At 45.9% G+C, this 18,927-nt stretch carries 13 protein-coding genes; 9 read left to right on the forward strand and 4 right to left on the reverse strand.

Going from position 1 to position 18,927, the window contains the following annotated elements:
- The first annotated feature begins 15 nt into the window (after nt 1-15).
- Nucleotides 16-1,428 (forward strand): GDSL-type esterase/lipase family protein, encoded by a 1,413-nt coding sequence (locus tag QEP08_RS09285; RefSeq protein WP_285057443.1) that lies wholly within the window; start codon nt 16-18, stop codon nt 1,426-1,428.
- Here QEP08_RS09285 and purL read toward each other — a convergent pair.
- Nucleotides 1,388-5,059 (reverse strand): phosphoribosylformylglycinamidine synthase, encoded by a 3,672-nt coding sequence (purL, locus tag QEP08_RS09290; protein ID WP_285057444.1) that lies wholly within the window; start codon nt 5,057-5,059, stop codon nt 1,388-1,390. The two genes, QEP08_RS09285 and purL, sit on opposite strands and share 41 nt — an antisense overlap.
- A gap of 219 nt (nt 5,060-5,278) precedes the next feature.
- Here purL and QEP08_RS09295 point away from each other — a divergent pair, with 219 nt between their 5' ends.
- The gene (locus tag QEP08_RS09295) at nt 5,279-5,983 is read left to right on the forward strand and encodes a tRNA1(Val) (adenine(37)-N6)-methyltransferase (RefSeq protein WP_285057445.1); all 705 of its coding nucleotides are present in this window, start codon (nt 5,279-5,281) and stop codon (nt 5,981-5,983) included.
- Between the two features lie 9 nt (nt 5,984-5,992).
- On the opposite strand, the gene QEP08_RS09300 is transcribed toward QEP08_RS09295, so the two are convergent.
- From QEP08_RS09300 to QEP08_RS09310, 3 genes are all read right to left on the reverse strand, one after another.
- Nucleotides 5,993-6,550, reverse strand: a complete 558-nt coding sequence (locus QEP08_RS09300; RefSeq protein ID WP_285057446.1) for a dihydrofolate reductase family protein — start codon at nt 6,548-6,550, stop codon at nt 5,993-5,995.
- A 14-nt stretch (nt 6,551-6,564) separates the two neighbouring features.
- On the reverse strand, nt 6,565-7,440 hold the full coding sequence (locus tag QEP08_RS09305; protein WP_285057447.1) for a glycoside hydrolase family 43 protein: 876 nt from the start codon (nt 7,438-7,440) through the stop codon (nt 6,565-6,567).
- 293 nt (nt 7,441-7,733) lie between these two features.
- The gene (locus QEP08_RS09310) at nt 7,734-7,937 is read right to left on the reverse strand and encodes a hypothetical protein (RefSeq protein WP_285057448.1); all 204 of its coding nucleotides are present in this window, start codon (nt 7,935-7,937) and stop codon (nt 7,734-7,736) included.
- Between the two features lie 175 nt (nt 7,938-8,112).
- Between QEP08_RS09310 and QEP08_RS09315 the strand changes: the two genes are divergently transcribed.
- The 7 genes from QEP08_RS09315 (at nt 8,113) to QEP08_RS09345 (ending at nt 18,923) form a co-directional block, all read left to right on the forward strand.
- Complete coding sequence (locus QEP08_RS09315; RefSeq protein WP_285057449.1) at nt 8,113-8,604, forward strand: metallophosphoesterase family protein; 492 nt, start codon at nt 8,113-8,115, stop codon at nt 8,602-8,604.
- A gap of 21 nt (nt 8,605-8,625) precedes the next feature.
- Nucleotides 8,626-9,657: a class 1 fructose-bisphosphatase gene (fbp, locus tag QEP08_RS09320; protein ID WP_285057450.1), complete on the forward strand. Its 1,032-nt coding sequence runs from the start codon at nt 8,626-8,628 to the stop codon at nt 9,655-9,657.
- Nucleotides 9,658-10,059: 402 nt separating this feature from the next.
- Complete coding sequence (locus tag QEP08_RS09325) at nt 10,060-13,188, forward strand: SusC/RagA family TonB-linked outer membrane protein (RefSeq protein ID WP_285057451.1); 3,129 nt, start codon at nt 10,060-10,062, stop codon at nt 13,186-13,188.
- A 12-nt stretch (nt 13,189-13,200) separates the two neighbouring features.
- Nucleotides 13,201-15,108: a RagB/SusD family nutrient uptake outer membrane protein gene (locus tag QEP08_RS09330; protein WP_285057452.1), complete on the forward strand. Its 1,908-nt coding sequence runs from the start codon at nt 13,201-13,203 to the stop codon at nt 15,106-15,108.
- Between the two features lie 39 nt (nt 15,109-15,147).
- Nucleotides 15,148-16,320, forward strand: a complete 1,173-nt coding sequence (locus QEP08_RS09335; protein ID WP_285057453.1) for a DUF5000 domain-containing lipoprotein — start codon at nt 15,148-15,150, stop codon at nt 16,318-16,320.
- 32 nt (nt 16,321-16,352) lie between these two features.
- Nucleotides 16,353-17,552 (forward strand): DUF4998 domain-containing protein, encoded by a 1,200-nt coding sequence (locus QEP08_RS09340; protein WP_285057454.1) that lies wholly within the window; start codon nt 16,353-16,355, stop codon nt 17,550-17,552.
- A 63-nt stretch (nt 17,553-17,615) separates the two neighbouring features.
- Complete coding sequence (locus QEP08_RS09345; protein WP_285057455.1) at nt 17,616-18,923, forward strand: GH36-type glycosyl hydrolase domain-containing protein; 1,308 nt, start codon at nt 17,616-17,618, stop codon at nt 18,921-18,923.
- Nucleotides 18,924-18,927 lie beyond the last annotated feature (4 nt).

The following is an 18,927-nucleotide window of genomic DNA, read 5'->3' on the forward strand; positions in this document are numbered from 1 at the left end:
TTAAACCTCACCAAGATGCGTAAAATCCCTTTTTTTCTGCTGAACTTATTTTTTTGTATGATGCAATGTGGTGCCCAGGTAAAGGTGGCCTGCATCGGTGCCAGCATCACTTACGGTCATGGTATCCAAAAGCGGGAGACCTTTTCTTTTCCCGGGCAGCTTCAGATCCTGATGGGCAGCGGGTATCAGGTTGACAATTATGGCGTCAGCGGAACTACTTTACTGACAAAGGGCGATAATCCATATGTCAAAACCGCTCTGTACCAGCAGGCGCTCAAAAGCAACCCTGATGTGGTTTTTATAGACCTTGGCGGCAACGATGCCAAACTGGTCAACAGGGTACACCTGGATGAATTTGAAGCTGACTACAAGAAAATGATCAGAGCTTTTCAGGAACTGCCCTCGCACCCGCGGGTGATCCTGATGCTGCCTATGGTTTCCTTTGTCAAAGATACTACCGGCATTTGGGACCAGGTCATCGTAAACAAGATTGCACCAAAAATAAGAAACGTGGCCTATGAGACCGGAGTTGAGGTACTCGACATACACCAGCTTTTGATAGACCATCCGGAGATGGTACCAGACCTGATCCATCCCGATGTACACGGCTCTGCTATACTTGCCATGCGGATGTACGAAACACTCAGTAAAAAACAAGACAAAGCGTTTGATGTATTTAAAGGATTGAAGGACTTTACCAAAGAATCCTTTTATGGATATGAATGCGCCAACTTTAAACTGAAAGGCCGGGAATCTAAGGTGGTAAAACCGAAATGGGCAACTGAAGGCCATCCCTACATCTGGAGGGCAAGGTTCTGGGGCCATGAACCACAGGCAGATATTGCCTTGCTGGAACGTGGATTTCATGTGGTGTACTGTGATGCTTCTGAATTACTTGGGAACCCTGAGGCCATTGCCCTATGGGATGATTTTTATGCCCTGCTCGTCAAAGCCGGACTGTCTAAAAAAGCGGCAATGGAGGGGATGAGCAGGGGAGCAATCTATGTGTACAACTGGGCTGCGGCTAATCCTTCGAAGGTGGCTTGTGCTTATGTAGATAATCCTGTTCTGGACATGAAGACCTGGCCCGGGTCTAAGGAAAATGCTTTAAAATACAAGCAGGAGCATGAACAGTTTATGAAGGATTACCGTCTGAAAACAGATGAGGATATTCAAAACTTCAAGGGCAGTCCTGTGGATAAGATTGAGCAGATCGTCAAAGGGAAATATCCCAGCCTCATCCTTTGTGCAGATGCAGATGAAGCGGTTTCACCGGAAACGAATACGCTGGCTTTTGAAAAGAAGATAAAAGCAGCGGGTGGCATGATTACCGTAGTTCACAAACCCGGCTTCAAACACCACCCGCACAGTATGCCAAATCCGAAAGTTATCGTTGATTTTGTCCTTCAATCCACTTCCTCGCATTGACAAAGGCTTCCATCCATGGAGTAACTTCATCTTTGCGGCCTTTAGGATAGTTTGCCCAGTGCCACTGGAACAACGAACGTTCAATGTGCGGCATCATGACCAAATGACGGCCTGTCTCATCACATAGCATCGCTGTGTTGTAATCAGATCCGTTCGGGCTGGCAGGATAGGTTTCGTATGAATATTTCGCAACGATCTTATATTTTGCCTCTTCAAGCGGCAATTGGAAGCGACCTTCACCATGTGATACCCAAACACCTAATGTGCTGCCTGCAAGCGTAGAAAGCATTACAGAATTGTTTTCCGGGATGGTCAGCGAAGTAAAAATACTCTCATGTTTGTGACTGGCGTTGTGCAGCATTTTAGGTTTTACCTCATGGTCTTTATTGATCAGGCCAAGTTCAACAAACAGCTGACATCCATTGCAGACACCTACTGAAAGCGTATCCGGACGGGCAAAGAAGTTTTCCAGCGCAATGCGGGCCTTTTCATTGTACATAAATGCGCCAGCCCAGCCTTTGGCTGATCCTAAAACATCTGAGTTGGAGAAACCTCCGACAGCGCCAATAAACTGAATGTCTTCCAATGTCTCACGGCCGGCAATGAGGTCGGTCATGTGTACATCTTTAACATCGAAACCCGCGAGGTACATGGCATTGGCCAGTTCACGCTCGGAGTTGCTTCCTTTTTCACGGATGATTGCTGCTTTCGGACGTGGTTTGCTTTCGTCGATTACGGGTTTCTTTCCGTCAAACTGTGCAGGGAAATTGTATTTTAAAACGTGGTTCTTATAGTTGTTAAAACGTTCTTTTGCTTTAACCGGACCACTTTGTTTTTGATCTAATAAATAAGAAGTTTTGAACCAAACATCGCGTAAGTGATCGATGTCAAGGTTCAGGCCTTCGTTGCTGCCATTTTTGATGTTCAATATGGCTTTAGAAGTCACCTCACCAATTTTATGGAATGGAACACCATTTGCCGAAAGCACTTCTTCAGCAGCAGCGTCTGCCTGGAATACCACGCCTATGTTCTCTGAGAATAATACTTTGATCAGGTCCTTTTCACCTAGGACTGAAAGATCCAAAAAAGCACCCAGATCACGGTCTGCAAAACAAAGCTCGAGTAACGTCGTGATCAGACCACCACTGCCGATATCATGACCAGCCTGGATCTGACCCGCTTTGATCAGTTGCTGTAAAGTATTGAAAGCCGTTTTCAATGCAGCGGCATCCTTCACGTCAGGAGTTTCGTTACCGACCCTGTTCAGGATTTGGGCAAAAGATGAACCTCCCAGTTTATAAGTATCATTGGAAAGATTGATGTAGTAAATTGATCCGCCGTTTTTCTGCAATACCGGCTCAACAACTTTAGTGATATCGTCACAATTTCCTGCTGCAGAAATAATTACTGTGCCCGGTGCAATCACATCACCATCTTTGTATTTCTGTTTCATCGACAGGGAATCTTTTCCTGTCGGGATGTTTATGCCCAGCGATATCGCAAAATCAGAACAGGCTTTTACCGCATCATACAACCTTGCATCTTCGCCTTCATTCTTACAGGCCCACATCCAGTTGGCCGACAGCGAAACACTTTTCAGGCCATCTTTCAAAGGTGCCCAAACAATGTTTGAAAGTGATTCAGCAATTGCGATACGGCTTCCGGCTGCTGCATCAATTAAGGCGGATACCGGTGCATGACCTATAGAAGTCGCGATGCCTTCTTTGCCCTGAAAATCCAGAGCCATTACACCCACATTGTTCAAAGGCAATTGTAACGGACCGGCACATTGCTGTTTGGCCACACGGCCACCTACGCAACGGTCCACTTTATTGGTCAGCCAGTCTTTACTCGCTACTGCTTCCAGTTGCAATACCTGCTCTAAATATTCATTAAATTTTGGGGCATCGTAAGTAACAGACTGGTATTTTCTGTCTACGGTCTGGTCTTCCATGACCACCTTTGGCGAGCTGCCAAACATGTCTTTCAGTTCCAGGTCCATTGGTTTAACACCGCTGGTCGCCGATTCAAAGGTAAACCTGTGATCGCTTGAAACGGTACCTACAGTATACATCGGTGAACGCTCCCGGTCAGCAATCTTTTGTAAAGTATCTATATCTTTCTGGCCGATCACCAGGCCCATGCGCTCCTGGGATTCATTGCCGATGATTTCTTTTGCAGACAGGGTCGGGTCACCAACCGGTAATTTATCCAGGTCGATCTTGCCACCGGTTTCTTCCACCAGTTCCGATAAGCAGTTTAAGTGACCGCCGGCACCATGGTCATGGATAGAAATGATCGCATTGTGATCTGATTCTACCATACCCCTGACCGCATTGGCCGCTCTTTTCTGCATTTCCGGATTTGATCTTTGCACGGCATTGAGCTCAATGCCTGTGCCGAGCTCACCTGTATCAGCAGATGAAACTGCTGCACCGCCCATACCGATTCTATAGTTTTCACCACCCAGAATGACAATTTTATCGCCTTCGGCGGGTTTAAGCTTTTGAGCCTGACTGGCTTTTCCGTAACCCACACCACCAGCAAGCATAATCACTTTGTCGAAACCCAGCTTCCTTGAATCCTCTTCATGTTCAAAAGTCAGCACAGAACCCGTAATGAGCGGCTGGCCAAACTTGTTTCCAAAATCGGTAGCGCCATTAGAGGCTTTGATCAGGATATCCATTGGTGTCTGGTACAACCATTGTCTTTCTTCAACACCTTGTTCCCATGCACGGCCTTCTTCCAAACGGGATAGTGCAGTCATGTAAACCGCAGTACCGGCCAAAGGCAACGATCCCTGTCCGCCTGCAAGCCTGTCCCGGATCTCGCCACCTGAACCAGTAGCCGCACCGTTAAAAGGTTCTACAGTTGTCGGGAAGTTGTGGGTTTCCGCTTTTATCGAAATCACCGATTCAAAATCACTTAACGCATAGTAATCAGGCACATCTGCACGTTTAGGTGCAAACTGTTGAACTACAGGACCTTTTATAAAAGCGACATTGTCCTTGTAAGCAGAAACAATATCATTTGGGTTCTCTTCTGAAGTCTTGCGGATCAGCTTGAAAAGAGAGGTAGGCTTCTCTTCACCATCGATTACAAATTTGCCATTAAAAATCTTGTGGCGGCAGTGTTCGGAATTCACCTGGGAAAAACCAAATACTTCAGAGTCTGTAAGCGGTCTGCCCAGGCTCTCAGCCAGCCCTTCCAGGTATTGAACCTCCTCGTCGCTAAGTGAAAGTCCTTCCTGTTTATTGTATGCAGCCACATCTGTAATCTGCAGTATGGGTTCAGGCTGTATATTTATGGTATAAATCTCCTGATTCAGCTGTGCATATTTCTGTGAAAGCATTGGATCGTAACCGGAAAAATCTTCTTTCACCAGTTGAAATTCTTCGATCCTGATAATCCCTTCTATGGCCATGTTCTGAGTGATCTCTACTGCATTGGTACTCCATGGTGTGATCATCGCTGCGCGCGGACCTACAAAGAAGCCGCTTAAGGTGCTTTCTTGTTGTAATTTGGCGCCGCCAAACAGCCATTCCAGTTTCGTAATATCAGTTGAAGAGAGGTTTCGTTCTATTTGTAAAGCGAAAACAGTATCAGATTGACCTAAGAAAAAATAAATCATGCTTTTTTTTTGAAGATGCAAATTTAGCTTTTAAATTTTAAAATAGGGACTATCGGCGGCATTATCTGCGTGCTTTTATCGGCAACAGGCCCCTAGAATTGGCGGTTGCACTAAGATTCTACATTTTCATTACATTTGGCGCAGCTCGTACACTACAGGGGCAGGTTTCTGATCTATGTGTAAAATGAACGGATCAGCCGGCAAAACGAAACAAAAGAAATGGGCAGCATTTTTAGATTTAAACAATTTGAAGTAAACCAGGAGGGTTGCGCCATGCGGATTAATACAGATGGCGTGCTTTTGGGCGCCGCAGTTCAGCACAGCAATCCCCTTCGCATACTCGATATCGGTACAGGGACCGGTGTGATTGCTATGATGATGGCCCAGCGTTTCCCGGATGCTTTGGTTGACGCCGTGGAGATCGATGAACCGGCAGCAGTACGTGCGGAACAAAACTTTAGTGCATCTCCATTTGCCGGCAGGTTGCAGGCTGTCCATACCTCAATGGAAGCATACGATACTTCTGAAAAATACGATCTGATCATTTCCAATCCGCCTTTTTTTGTCAACGATCTGAAGAATCCCGAAGGCCGAAAAAGCACTGCCCGGCATGCCGATGAAAATTTCTTTGAGGCACTGGTGTTGAAAACAGGCAGGCTTTTAAGTACTGAAGGTTTGCTATGGCTGATACTGCCGGTAAAACAGGCTGATTTTGTGATCGATAAAGCCCGGAAGCAAGACCTTTCACTCCTTAAAGAGATCAGCATTTGCTCTGATGTCAGCAAACCGGTGATCAGAAAGATCATTTGCATTGGACGTGTTCCTGCTCCGCTGGAGCAGAAACGGTTTTATATTTACGAAGCCGAAGGCGTATATGCGGAAGCCTACAAGCACCTGCTAAAAGATTTCTTTCTGGCTTTCTGACAAACGCACTTAACGTCTGGTCTCATATTTGAGCAGCAGCACGCCATCATCTGCAGGCTTAACGTCAATCAGCTTCAGATTGGTTCTGGTTTCTATGTTCTCAAACAGTGGTTTTCCCGAACCCAGGATCACCGGATAAACGGCCAGTCTGTAAACGTCTATAAGACCCAGATTGATGAAGGTTGTAGTCAGTTTCCCGCCGCCATAGAGCCAAATGTTTTCACCTGGCTCTTTAAGTATTTCCAGGACTTTTTCCCTGACATCTGATCTGATTATGGTAGCCTTGCCATCATCGGCCATTGTGGTAGAGAATACATATTTTTTCTTACTGTGCAGCAACTCGTAGGCTTCCTTCAATTTTGTACCGGCTTTTTCGTCAGGGCGGTAATTGCCCCATAGCTCATAGCTGACCCTGCCGTAGAAAATCGCGTCAATACCAACCAGTATGTCCTTGATGATGTCTGCGAAATCGGTCTGTGCATCGCTCGTAATCCAGTCAATTTCACCATTTGGCCCTTCAATGTACCCGTCAAGGGTTACGGCCAGATCCAAAATAATCTTCCTCATTTTTAAAATAAATTTTAGGCCCCTAATATACCATTATCTGTCATCATAACAGGTGCAATAGTGCCATCTGGTCGATAGTACAACTCATCTGCGCAGACAGATCTCCGGTGACTTCCTCCGTTTTTTAGCTTGCCGTTATGATAGAAGAAGTAGTTTTTACCCTTAAAACTGATGATCGCCGCCCTGTTGGTTTCACAGTTTTCCGGCACCTCATTGATGATGCCTTTAAATTCCCAGGGACCGGTAACAGTTTTGGACATCGCATATGCTACCTTTTCAGGCATCCCATATCCATAACAGAGGTAATACCAGTCACCATGACGGTGCAGGTTCGCGCCCTCACTAAATCCGGGCAGGACTATACTTTGAACCGGCCCGTCCAGTTCTGTCATGTTGTCCTTCAGCTCAGCCAGAAAACAATTTTTATTGCCCCACACGATATACGCCTGGTTTCCGGCGTCGATGATTACAGTAGGGTCGAGGTTAGCTTTGTTGTTGCCGGTTGAAGGGATCATATCGCCGGATATCTGCGCCCGGCCTATAGCGTCCGTAAAAGGGCCGGCAGGATGATCCGAAACGGCAACGCCTATTGCCTTTCCTGCTATGGAGGCGTGTGAGACCGCAACGTACCAATAAAATTTATTGTTCCGCTCAATGACCTTGGAAGCATAGGCATCTCCGCTGGCCCATTTAAAATCAGTAGCCTTAAGCCGGAACGGATGTTCCTGCCAGTTCAGCAGGTCAGGTGAAGAAAAACAGAGCCAGTCCTTCATGACATAGTCATCTACGCCTTCGGGCGGTTCGTCATGGCCGGTATACAGCCAGACCTTGTCAGCATAGGTCAGTACAGTGGGGTCCGCGGTAAAATGGTTTTTGATTATAGGATTCATTTAAAACGGATATTTTATTGAAAATGGTCATTACTAATTTGTATTAAACAAGCATAACCATTGTTTTGTTGTGGCATGTTCGTTCACACTTTCTTCACGCCTCGTTCACACCAAAGCCACAAATAGGTACCTTTTTGTGAAGAAAGTGTGACTCAGGTGTGTTTTATGTGAGTCCATGCCATTAACAGTATCTTATTTCAGTCGCAGCCTGCCCCGACCTGACCATAGTGAAAAAAAGAGCCTGTTCACGTTTAAGAACAGACTCTCCATTAGCTAATTTATTAAAACAGGTCTTATTTCGTGGTGTCGGTTACCGTAGTGTCTGTTGAATCAACAGCGGTATGGTCAGCTGAAGTGGAATCCACAGGGACAGTGGTTGAATCCACTACAGTAGAGTCTAAAGTATTTGTGTCTGTTTGCTCAGAAGATCCGCCGCAGGCTGTAACTGATAAAGAAATTATCAGTGCCAGAAAGCCAAATTTGAATGCATTTTTCATGATATTTTGTTCTAGGTAAATGGTAACTTTTATAGATTAATACCTCAATTCCTAAAAGGTAACCATCCTTATTAAGCATAGTGCAACTATGCCTTCTCAATTCTTTCAGGGGGGACTAGGTGGACATAAGGCCGGTCGGTTATGCAGCAAACCGAATAATGATTAGGTTTGTATAATGGTAACAATAGGCCTTCTTTCCGATACGCATGGTTTTTTGGATGACGCGGTTTTTAAGCATTTTGCCGACTGTGATGAAATCTGGCATGCGGGGGACTTTGGTCCCGAAGTAGCAGATAAGCTTGCGGCTTTTAAACCTTTGCGGGGAGTTTACGGAAACATAGATGGAAAAGAGATCCGTGCTGAATTTCCAGAGCATATACGATTTAGCATTGAAGGTTTGGATGTTTGGATTACCCATATCGGTGGTTATCCCGGTAAATATTCGTTACAGGTAAAGGGTGAAATATACACTAAGCCTCCAAAATTATTTATCTGCGGGCATTCACATATTTTGAAGGTGATGTACGACAAAAAAATCGACTGCCTGCATATAAATCCGGGTGCTGCGGGAAATTCGGGCTGGCACCGGGTAAAAACTTTAATTAAATTTAGTGTTACAGACGGAAAAATACATAACTTAGCAGCCATAGAAATAGGCAATAGATAACGTATTAATTACACTAAGTATATGTCGGGCATCAAAACGCTGGGTCAGTTCATCATTGAGAAACAGGCAGATTTTCCGTACGCCAAGGGCGAGCTCTCCAGGTTGTTGAGGGACATCGGGATCGCCGCTAAGATTGTAAACCGTGAGGTAAACAAGGCAGGGCTGGCTGATATTTTGGGTGCCGCCGGAACGATCAATGTCCAGGGGGAGGGTCAGCAGAAACTGGATGTATTTGCAAATACTCAGTTTATCAGCGCCCTTACCAGTGGCGGCGAGTGCTGCATTGTCGCTACTGAAGAAGAGGATGAATTTGTGCCGATCGATTCTCCGGTATCAAAAAATGCCAGATATATTGTTTGCATTGATCCGCTTGACGGTTCTTCTAATATTGATGTAAACGTTGCTGTTGGAACTATTTTCTCTATTTACAGAAGGAAATCTATTGGAGGAGTGGCAACACTTGAGGATGTTTTGCAAAAAGGTACGCAGCAGGTGGCGGCGGGTTATGTCATTTATGGCTCTTCGACGATGCTGGTCTATACAACCGGAAAGGGTGTCAATGGCTTTACTTTAGATCCTTCGATAGGCGAGTTTTGTCTTTCGCATCCAAATATGAAGGTGCCTGCTGCCGGTAATATTTATTCTCTGAATGAAGGAAATTATGTGCATTTCCCGGAAGGGGTAAAGAAGTACCTGAAATATGCCCAGACACAAGATGTCGCTACAAACCGGCCTTATACTTCCAGGTATATAGGATCAATGGTTGCCGATATTCACAGAAATCTAATCAAAGGGGGGATTTATATCTATCCGACCACAGCGGGCTCGCCTAAAGGGAAGCTGAGGTTATTGTATGAGTGTAACCCTATGGCTTTTATTGTAGAGCAGGCAGGCGGGGTGGCTTCAGATGGCTTTAACAGGATCCTGGATATTGAACCAACTGAACTTCACCAGCGCACAGCAGTTTTTATTGGTTCTTCAGAGATGGTGAAAACCGCTGAAGAATTAATGAAACAATATTCTTCTGAGCAGCGCGCCGGAGCTGTAGCTTAATCTTTTTAGTCTTTACAGGATTACTTTAAGTATAGGCCAGCTTACTTTTCGCTGAACATTGCCTGTTTATTCCCGTATGTCACTACTTTTTTTAATGATTTCGATCCCGGATATTTAAAAAATTGCTGGATTGAAAATGATATGCTGGTAATGTATTAACATTGTCTGTCTATTATTTCTTTTTTATTTTCATTAAAAAGCTGTTTAAATGGTTTTTAAATAGACTGTTAGCATTTTTGTTACTAAAATTTAATGAAAGATGTTTTTTATTACAATCATAATATGTAACTATGTATGTACAAATAATATAACCAAATATCTAACCAATATTCCAACCATTCACCAAAAACTATGATGTATCGAAAAATTTTTACTTATCTGAGGATTAGATGCCTCTTATGCATGATTCTGTTTGCCGCATCTGCAACGGAATCAATGGCCCAGACCACAGGGGTCATTACGGGTAAGGTAACTGACACTGCCGGGATTGGACTTCCCGGAGTAAGTGTGTTGCTAAAGGGAACTAAGAACGGTGTTACCACCGGAACCAGCGGAACTTATTCAATTTCTGCGCCTGATGGAAAAGGCATCCTTGTTTTTTCTTTTGTTGGTTACAGACGGATTGAACAGGATATCGCCGGACGAAAAGTTGTCAATGTAAGCATGCAGGAAGACAACGGTGCGCTAAACGAAGTTGTGGTTGTGGCCTACGGACAACAAAAGAAAGAGAGCATGGTGAGTTCGATCACGACAATCAACCCAAAAGAGTTAAAAGGACCAACCAGTAACCTGACCACTATGCTGGCCGGCCGTTTGTCAGGTGTCGTGGCTTACCAGAGAAGCGGGGAGCCGGGCGCTGATAATGCCCAATTCTTCATTCGCGGGATCACCAGTTTTGGTTCAGGAAAGATTGATCCGCTGATCATGATCGATGGGATGGAGTCTACACCAAATGCGCTGGCCAGGATCCAGCCTGATGATATCGCCGGGTTTTCTGTGCTGAAGGATGCTGCGGCTGCGGCACTTTATGGCGCACGCGGTGCAAACGGCGTGGTGCTGGTCACCACCAAATCGGGTGTGGATGGGGCAACTAAATTTGGTGTGCGTTTCGAGAATTCCCTTTCTACTAATACGCAGAACTTTAAGCTGGCCGATAACATTACGTATATGAATCTGGCCAACGAGGCTGTACTGACGCGAAACCCGCTTGGGGTGTTGCCTTATTCGCAGACCAAAATAGACCGGACAGCTGCGGGTGTCAATCCATACCTCTACCCGAGCAACAACTGGATAGACATGCTGATTAAGGACCATACCATGAACCAGCGGTTTAACATGAATCTTACCGGGGGTGGTAAAGCAGCGCAATACTATCTTGCCGCTACTTTCAACCAGGACAACGGGGTGCTGAAATCGGAGTCAGGCAATAATTTTGACAACAATGTCAACCTGAAAAGCTATGAGGTACGGTCGAATGTGAACGTGAGATTGACGCCTACTACTGAAGGTGTCGTCAGGACTTCGGGTGCTTTTGATGATTACAATGGCCCTGTGGGCGGGTATGATGCCAATGGCAACAGGATAAATGGGGGTGCGCGTGTATTTGCAAGTGCCCTGGCATCTAACCCTGTCTTGTTTCCTGCCACTTATCCTGCTTCGGCATTATCTACAGTAAATCATCCGTTGTTTGGAAATGCCACCCTCTCGAACGACCAGCCGGGATATGTGAATCCTTATGCGCAGATGGTATCCGGTTTTCAGCAGTACAACACTTCTACGCTCAACGTACAGCTGGAACTGAAACAGGATTTTAAATTCGTGACACCGGGTCTGACTGCAAGAGTAATGGCCTACACCCAGCGTTATTCCTATTTTGATCTGGCAAGGGCCTATTCTCCTTTTTATTATTCTGCGAGTCCTACAAGTGCAGATGGTCAGAACTATAACCTGAGTTTGCTTAATGAAGAAACTGCTACCGAGTACCTTAACTATAGGGAAGGTGGCAAGGTGCAGAACACCACTACTTATATGGAGGCGGCTGTCAACTACAACAAGACATTTAAAGAAAAGCATGCCATTAGTGGACTTTTAGTGACGATACTCAGAAACTACCTGACCGCCAACGCTGGTAACCTCCAGGCTTCATTACCTTTCAGGAACCAGGGGCTTTCTGGTAGGTTTACTTATGGTTACGACAACCGTTACATCATGGAAGCCAATTTTGGTTATAATGGTTCAGAACGTTTCGCAGAAAATCACCGTTTTGGGTTTTTTCCGTCCGTCGGAGTAGCTTGGAATGTTTCCAATGAGAAATTTATGGAGCCGGTAAAAAACGTAGTTTCCAAGCTGAAATTCAGGGCGACGTACGGATTAGTCGGTAACGACCAGATCGGAAGGAACGAGGATCGTTTCTTTTACCTCTCTGATGTGCTGTTGAATGATGGCGGTAGAGCGGCATGGTTTGGAACTAATTATGGTTATCTCAGGCCCGGGGTGTCGATCCGCAGATATAGCAACGAAGACATCACCTGGGAAAAGGTCAAGACCACCAATATCGGGATGGATCTTGGGTTGTTCAACAATGCTGCCAACCTGATAGTGGATGTGTACCATTCGAACAGAAGCAATATGTTGCTGAGCAGATCTACTATTCCTACTACCATGGGACTGGCTGCCGGTATTTCAGCCAACGTAGGTGAGGCTGAGGGCAAAGGGGTTGACCTTTCATTTGATTACAATAAGAGCTTTGGCACGATGTGGCTGCAGGGCAGAGGAACCTTTACTTATGCAACGACTAAGGTCCTGGTAAACGAAGAGCCTGACTATGATCAGAATATTGCTTACCTGTCGCAGGTAGGAAACCCGTTGAGCCAGGTTTATGGTCTGATTGCTGAGCGTCTTTTTGTGGATGATGCAGAAGTAAAAAATTCTCCTTTTCAGAATTTTGGTGAGGTGAAGGGTGGAGACATTAAATACCGTGATGTAAACAGGGACGGGCAGATCAGTTCGCTGGACGTCGTGCCGCTCGGTTTGCCGATCACTCCGGAGATCATTTACGGTTTTGGACTTTCGGCCGGATATCACAATTTTGATGTTAGCGGGTTCTTCCAGGGATCAGCGCGCTCTTCCTTTTGGATAGATCCCGGGAAGATCACCCCATTTGCTTTCAATGGTGGCGCGCAGAATGGCCTGCTGGAGGTGATCGCCAATGATCATTGGTCTGAGGATAACCGTAACGTGCGTGCATTCTGGCCTCGTCTGGACCAAAATGTAAGTTCTAATAACACACAGACTTCTAATTGGTGGATGCGCAACGGCGCCTTCCTGAGGTTAAAATCTGTCGAGATCGGCTATAACATTAAAGACAATTTTCTGAAAAAATATGGCCTGACTGCGGTGCGTGTATATGCCAATGGCACCAACCTGTTCGTAAAAAGCAGTTTCAAACTGTGGGACCCCGAGCAGGGAAGCAACGGCTTGGGCTACCCGGTACAAAAGGTGTTCAACTTTGGTCTTAACGTTCAATTCTAATTCAAAGAAGACATGAAAACATTCCATAAATATTATTTTCTTATTGCGCTGCTCGCTATTTCATGCTGCGCTGCCTGTAAGAAAAGCTATCTCGATGTGGTTCCCGATAACGTGGCCACCATTGACAATTCTTTCTCCAATCGCAACGAAGCGGAGAAATTCCTCTTTACTTTATACAATAACCTGCCGCAGGACGGACATCCTGAAGTAAACCCCGGTATGAACGCCGGTGATGAGTTCTGGATCTACTGGCCGATCAGCGGGGAAGATTACTGGTCGCTCGATTCTTATAGCATTGCCAGGGGATTGCAAAATAAAGTAGGCCCAAAAATGAATTACTGGGACGGATTTGATAGCAAGACCATGTGGCAGGGGATCCGCAACTGTAACATCTTCCTCGAAAATATTGACCGTCCGGCTGATCTGGAGCCTTATGTGAAAACCAGGTGGATTGCTGAAGCCAAGTTTCTGAAAGCCTATTTTCACTGGCAGCTGTTCAGGATGTACGGGCCGATCCCGGTAGTGGATAAAAATCTGCCGATCACTACTGATATTGAAAGTGTAAAAATAAAGAGACAGCCGGTAGATTCGGTGGTAAATTACATTGTCAATTTATTGGATGAGGCCGCCGGAGACGGCAATACCGGTTTGCCGGACAAGATCTCGAGTCTGGCTACTGAGCTGGGAAGGCTTACCAGGCCTGCTGCCCTGGCCATCAAGGCACGGGTGCTGGTTACTGCTGCCAGTCCGCTGTTTAATGGCAATACAGATTATAACAATTTTAAAGACAAGGATGGCATGGCCCTGTTTCCGGCAGCTTACGATGAAAAGAAATGGGAAAGGGCGGCCGCTGCGAGCAAGGCAGCGATAGAGGCAGCAGAGGCAGCGGGAACACGTTTGTATCGTTTTATACCGGGTGCAACTGCGGTTGACGACTTCGTGAAAAAAGAAATGGACATCCGCAATGCGGTCTGTGAAAAATGGAATACGGAGCTGATCTGGGGTCTGACTTCATATGGCGCGCCTACCAGCGCGCTGCAGCAATATGCCTGCCCGCAACTGCAGACTGCTTTTGTCAACCTCGGCCTAAAGGGGCAGCTGGCACCTACCATGAAAATGGCGGAGTTATTCTATACAAAAAATGGGGTGCCGATCAATGAAGACAAGACCTGGGATTATGCAGGCAGGTTCAATCTGAGATCGACAACAGCTGCGGATAAAGGCTTGCAGGCCAATTACCAGACCGTTGGGCTTCACTTTGATCGTGAGCAGCGATTTTACGCGGACATCGCATTTGATGGTTCAAAATGGTTTATGGCCGACGGTAACCATGACATACAAAGTAAATCTGAGCAGTTTGCCGGAAAGAAACAAAGCCGTTTGTATTCAGTTACGGGTTATTACGCGAAAAAACTAGTGAACTGGAACCTTGTGGAGACACAGACTTCACTTACAATTGAATCTTATCCGTGGCCAATGATGAGACTGGGCGATCTGTACCTGTTGTATGCTGAGGCTGCCAATGAGATGGGCGACCAGGCAACCGCGCTGACTTACCTGAACAAGATCAGGGAGAGGGCTGGTCTGCAAACTGTAGAGACATCATGGTCAGAATATTCTACTAATCCGACAAAATATACCTCAAAAACCGGCCTCCGGGATATTGTCCGTCAGGAGCGTCTGATCGAAATGGCGTTTGAAGGAAGCCGTTTCTGGGACCTGAAGCGGTGGAAAACTGCCGGACAGATGCTGAACCAACCGATCTATGGATGGGACATCATCAGACCGACATATGAGGATTATAACAGGCGGATATTGCTTTTCAATCAGTCATTTGTAAGCCCGAGAGATTACTTTTGGCCGATCAGGGAGAGCAATTTCCTGACAAATCCTAAGCTGGTTCAAAATGTAGGCTGGTAATGACAGCAGTATGAATGATGATATTAATTTGATAACGCAATGAAAAAAATAACCTATATCATGAGCCTTGCAGCGTTGATTACCGCTACTGTGCTGTCATGTAAGCAAAGTGAGCTGACTACCTTCGTTGACGATGGTAAAGCTCCTGGCCCCGTAACCAATGCTACGGTACAGAATCTGAGTGGTGCAGCGAAGATCAGCTACAATGTGCCTTCGGATGAAGATCTTTTGTACATAAAGGCCATTTATACGTCCAGGCAAGGCGTGGAAAGAGAAACTAAGGTCAGTTACTACAACAATAGTCTGGTTGTACTGGGCTTTGGCGATACCGATGCCTATGAAGTAAAACTGTATGCAGTGGACCGCGGAGAGAATATTTCTGAGCCGCTTTCTGTTACAGTGCACCCGACAAGAGCTCCATTCATGATTGTAAGAGACAGTCTGAGCATCGTTTCTGATTTTGGTGGTGTCAATGTAAAGTTTGTTAATTTGAAAGAAGACAATATTGCAATTGTGGTTCTGGCAAATGACTCGCTCGGCAATTTTGTACCCATCAACACCAATTATACGAATCTTAAAAGAAGTAGTTTCAGCACCCGGGGCCTTCCTTCGGTGGAAACGAAGTTTGGACTGTATGTCCGTGACAGGTGGGGTAATTTGTCCGATACACTGATCACTACGCTAAAGCCATTGTTTGAGACCCAACTGGACCGTACCAGAATGAAGGGAGTAAACTTACCTACAGATGCACCACTGGGCTATAGCGGGACCATCAGTTCCCTATTTGACGGGAACCTGGGCAACAACGGCTATTACCACACAGGTGATGCCGCGAAAATGCCGCAATGGTTTACCTATGACATGGGCGTTACCGCGAAACTAAGCCGCCTTGCATGGTTTATGCGCCAGACCTTCTATTACAACCTGCACAATCCGCGCAAGGTAGAAATCTGGGGCAGCAATAACCCGGCAACTGACGGCAGCTTTACCAACTGGACATTACTGACGACTCATGAGCAGATCAAGCCTTCGGGCCTGCCTGCAGGACAGTTGTCTAATGCCGATAATGAGGCTGCTGCCTTAGGTGAAACCATTACTTTCCCGCTGGATGTACCGCCGGTGAGGTACATCCGGTTCAAGACACTAAGGAACTGGTCTGACGGCACCTATGTGAATTTTAACGAGATCCGTATGTGGGGCGCCCCGCAGTAATGGCAAACAGTTTATAACTTAATAAGAAGATAATGAAAACGATAAAATATATTTCTTGTGTGCTGGTGACGGGACTGTTTATGATGGCCTGCACCAAGCAAGATGACTATAAAAAGTTCACGGAGGGCGGCGAGATCGTATATCCGGCCAGGGTCGATTCGATAATTGTGCGGCCGGGCAACAAGCGTCTGCAATTGAGACTCGCACTAGGTGCTGATCCTTCAGTAAAGAAAGCCAAGATTTACTGGAGTAACCGTCAGGATTCCCTGCTTTTGGATGTGGTGCGTACTCCAGGAAATGATACGCTCAATGTGCTGATCAGCAATCTGACCGAAGGGGTATATAATTTTGAAGTGTATACCTATGACGCTAAGGGCAATACTTCTGTAGTACGGAATGCCACCGGTACAGTCTATGGCGACGATTATGCCGGTACACTGGCCAACAGGGTGGTCAAGTCACTGGTGAAGGCACCTAACGGCAGTGTGGTGATTACCTGGAACGCCCCGCTCCCGGGGGAAAGGACTATAGAAATGAAATACAGGGATTTTAACGGAATTGACAAAACCATTAACCTTCCCGCCGGACAACTGGTTACTGAAATTTCAGATTATCAGGACGAGGCGACACTGTCTTACCGTACCATTTTTGCACCCGACAGCAATGCATACGACACTTACATGATGCCGTACATCGAGAAAAAATTGCCTGTATTTGAACGACAGTTCCCGAAGTCCGATTTTAATGAGCTGATTCTTCCGACAGATGTGCTGGAAGGTGGTTTTGGCTGGTTTATGCGTTTCTTATGGAACGATACTTATACTGGAAACGGATTTGCAACCCAGAGTGGTAAACCTTTACCGGTATGGTTTACCTTCGATATGGGTGTGTCTTACCGTATAAACCGGTTTATTTTCTGGATGCCAAGTGACCGGATATTTGCCAAGGAAGCGGTGAAATCATTTGAGATCTGGGGAAGCAATGATCCGAACCCCGATGGAAGCTGGGACAGCTGGACCTACCTGAGGACTTGTGAAAGCATCAAGCCATCAGGTCAGCCTGTGCCAGATAATTCTGATGCTGATAAGGCTGCAGCTGCTTCCGGACAAGAGTTTGTCATGCCGGACGGCATTCCAAAAACCAGGTACATCAGGATCAAGGTGCTGTCAAATTGGGGTAACGGACCTTTTCAGGCGATCGGTGAATTGACATTTTATAGCAAAGACCGGTAATTTTTCGATTAAATTGGAGTGGTTTTGAATATTTACACACAAATAATAGATTTTAAAACAAGAATGAATATAAGAGGAGCTGTAGTATTATGTTTTGTGTCTTTGTTTTCTTTTGAAATTGCCTATGGCCAACTTTCTTTGTCTGCAGATGCAGCAAAGAAAGTTGAAGCCATTATGCCCTTAGCCGATTCGGTGAAACATATGGCAGAGCGTTTGATAAAAAGTGGTTTTACTGCGGGGGACGGGTATGGCGAGGTGTGGATCAGGGATCTGAACACTTTTATGAACGTAGCCTGTAAAGTCAATGATAAAGCGGCGATCCGAAAACACCTGCTCACTTTTTTTCAGTTCCAGCAGCCCGATGGCGGTATCCTGGATGGTTATGTGCCAAATCCGAAGGGTTCCGGCGTACCCTACAATTATTACCATTCAAAACTGGCGCCTGAATATGCGGGCCATAAAAATACAGTGGAGACTGATCAGGAAACTTCATTGGTACAGGCTGTAGCCAAATACATCCGAAGTACAGGTGACAAATCGATCCTGCAGGATACGGTGGCATCGGGCACGGTACAAAAGCATCTGGAAGAAGCCATGCAGTTTTTACTGAAACATCGTTTCAGTGAAAAATATGGGTTGATATGGGGTGCAACTACTGCTGACTGGGGTGACGTACAACCGGAGCACAGCTGGGGTGTGGAGATCGATGCGGATACGCACAAGGCGATTGATATTTATGATAACGCCATGTTTGTGATCGCCATCAATGATTACCTGGGTTTTACTTCAGTTTCGGGCAAAGAACGCAAATACTGGTCGGACGTAAGGGGCAAACTCAAAACAAATATCCGGAAACACCTTTGGGACAAGTCAAGACAAAAGTTTGTTCCGCACATTTATTTAAACGGATCTCCGTTTCCGGCATCGCTGGATGAGTCTGCGATTTACTACCATGGGGGAACCACAATAGCAATTGAAGCAGGTTTGCTCAGCAAGGCTGAAGTGAAGGCTGCTTATCTGAAAATGCAGGAGAATGTAAAGGCCGCCAATGCAGCCACAATTGGTCTGACCATTTACCCGGTTTATCCGGCTGGTACCTTCAAGAATAAAGGAATGGGGCCTTATTCCTACCAGAATGGCGGCGACTGGACCTGGTTTGGCGGAAGAACGGTTTCTGAGCTGATCCGTTATGACCTGATACCTGAGGCTTGCGAGGCGCTGGAGCCTATGCTTCTGCGTGTGATCAAAAACAAGGGTTTTTATGAATGGTATACTCCGGACAACCGGCCGCAAGGTTCTTCCAGTTTCAGGGGAGAGGCGGGAGTACTTTGGACGGCTATAACCGCAATGCAGGCTAAAACAAAAAAATAATTTA

Origin of the sequence: Pedobacter ginsengisoli (assembly GCF_030244015.1) — a bacterium.
In the GTDB taxonomy this organism is placed as follows: Bacteria; Bacteroidota; Bacteroidia; order Sphingobacteriales; family Sphingobacteriaceae; genus Pedobacter; species Pedobacter ginsengisoli.

Excerpts from the sequence above, each read along its gene's own strand:
- QEP08_RS09285 (WP_285057443.1), top strand. The coding sequence starts at position 16 with ATGCGTAAAATCCCTTTTTTTCTGCTGAACTTATTTTTTTGTATGATG.
- purL (WP_285057444.1), bottom strand. The coding sequence starts at position 5,059 with ATGATTTATTTTTTCTTAGGTCAATCTGATACTGTTTTCGCTTTACAA.
- QEP08_RS09295 (WP_285057445.1), top strand. The coding sequence starts at position 5,279 with ATGGGCAGCATTTTTAGATTTAAACAATTTGAAGTAAACCAGGAGGGT.
- QEP08_RS09300 (WP_285057446.1), bottom strand. The coding sequence starts at position 6,550 with ATGAGGAAGATTATTTTGGATCTGGCCGTAACCCTTGACGGGTACATT.
- QEP08_RS09305 (WP_285057447.1), bottom strand. The coding sequence starts at position 7,440 with ATGAATCCTATAATCAAAAACCATTTTACCGCGGACCCCACTGTACTG.
- QEP08_RS09310 (WP_285057448.1), bottom strand. The coding sequence starts at position 7,937 with ATGAAAAATGCATTCAAATTTGGCTTTCTGGCACTGATAATTTCTTTA.
- QEP08_RS09315 (WP_285057449.1), top strand. The coding sequence starts at position 8,113 with ATGGTAACAATAGGCCTTCTTTCCGATACGCATGGTTTTTTGGATGAC.
- fbp (WP_285057450.1), top strand. The coding sequence starts at position 8,626 with ATGTCGGGCATCAAAACGCTGGGTCAGTTCATCATTGAGAAACAGGCA.
- QEP08_RS09325 (WP_285057451.1), top strand. The coding sequence starts at position 10,060 with ATGATTCTGTTTGCCGCATCTGCAACGGAATCAATGGCCCAGACCACA.
- QEP08_RS09330 (WP_285057452.1), top strand. The coding sequence starts at position 13,201 with ATGAAAACATTCCATAAATATTATTTTCTTATTGCGCTGCTCGCTATT.
- QEP08_RS09335 (WP_285057453.1), top strand. The coding sequence starts at position 15,148 with ATGAAAAAAATAACCTATATCATGAGCCTTGCAGCGTTGATTACCGCT.
- QEP08_RS09340 (WP_285057454.1), top strand. The coding sequence starts at position 16,353 with ATGAAAACGATAAAATATATTTCTTGTGTGCTGGTGACGGGACTGTTT.
- QEP08_RS09345 (WP_285057455.1), top strand. The coding sequence starts at position 17,616 with ATGAATATAAGAGGAGCTGTAGTATTATGTTTTGTGTCTTTGTTTTCT.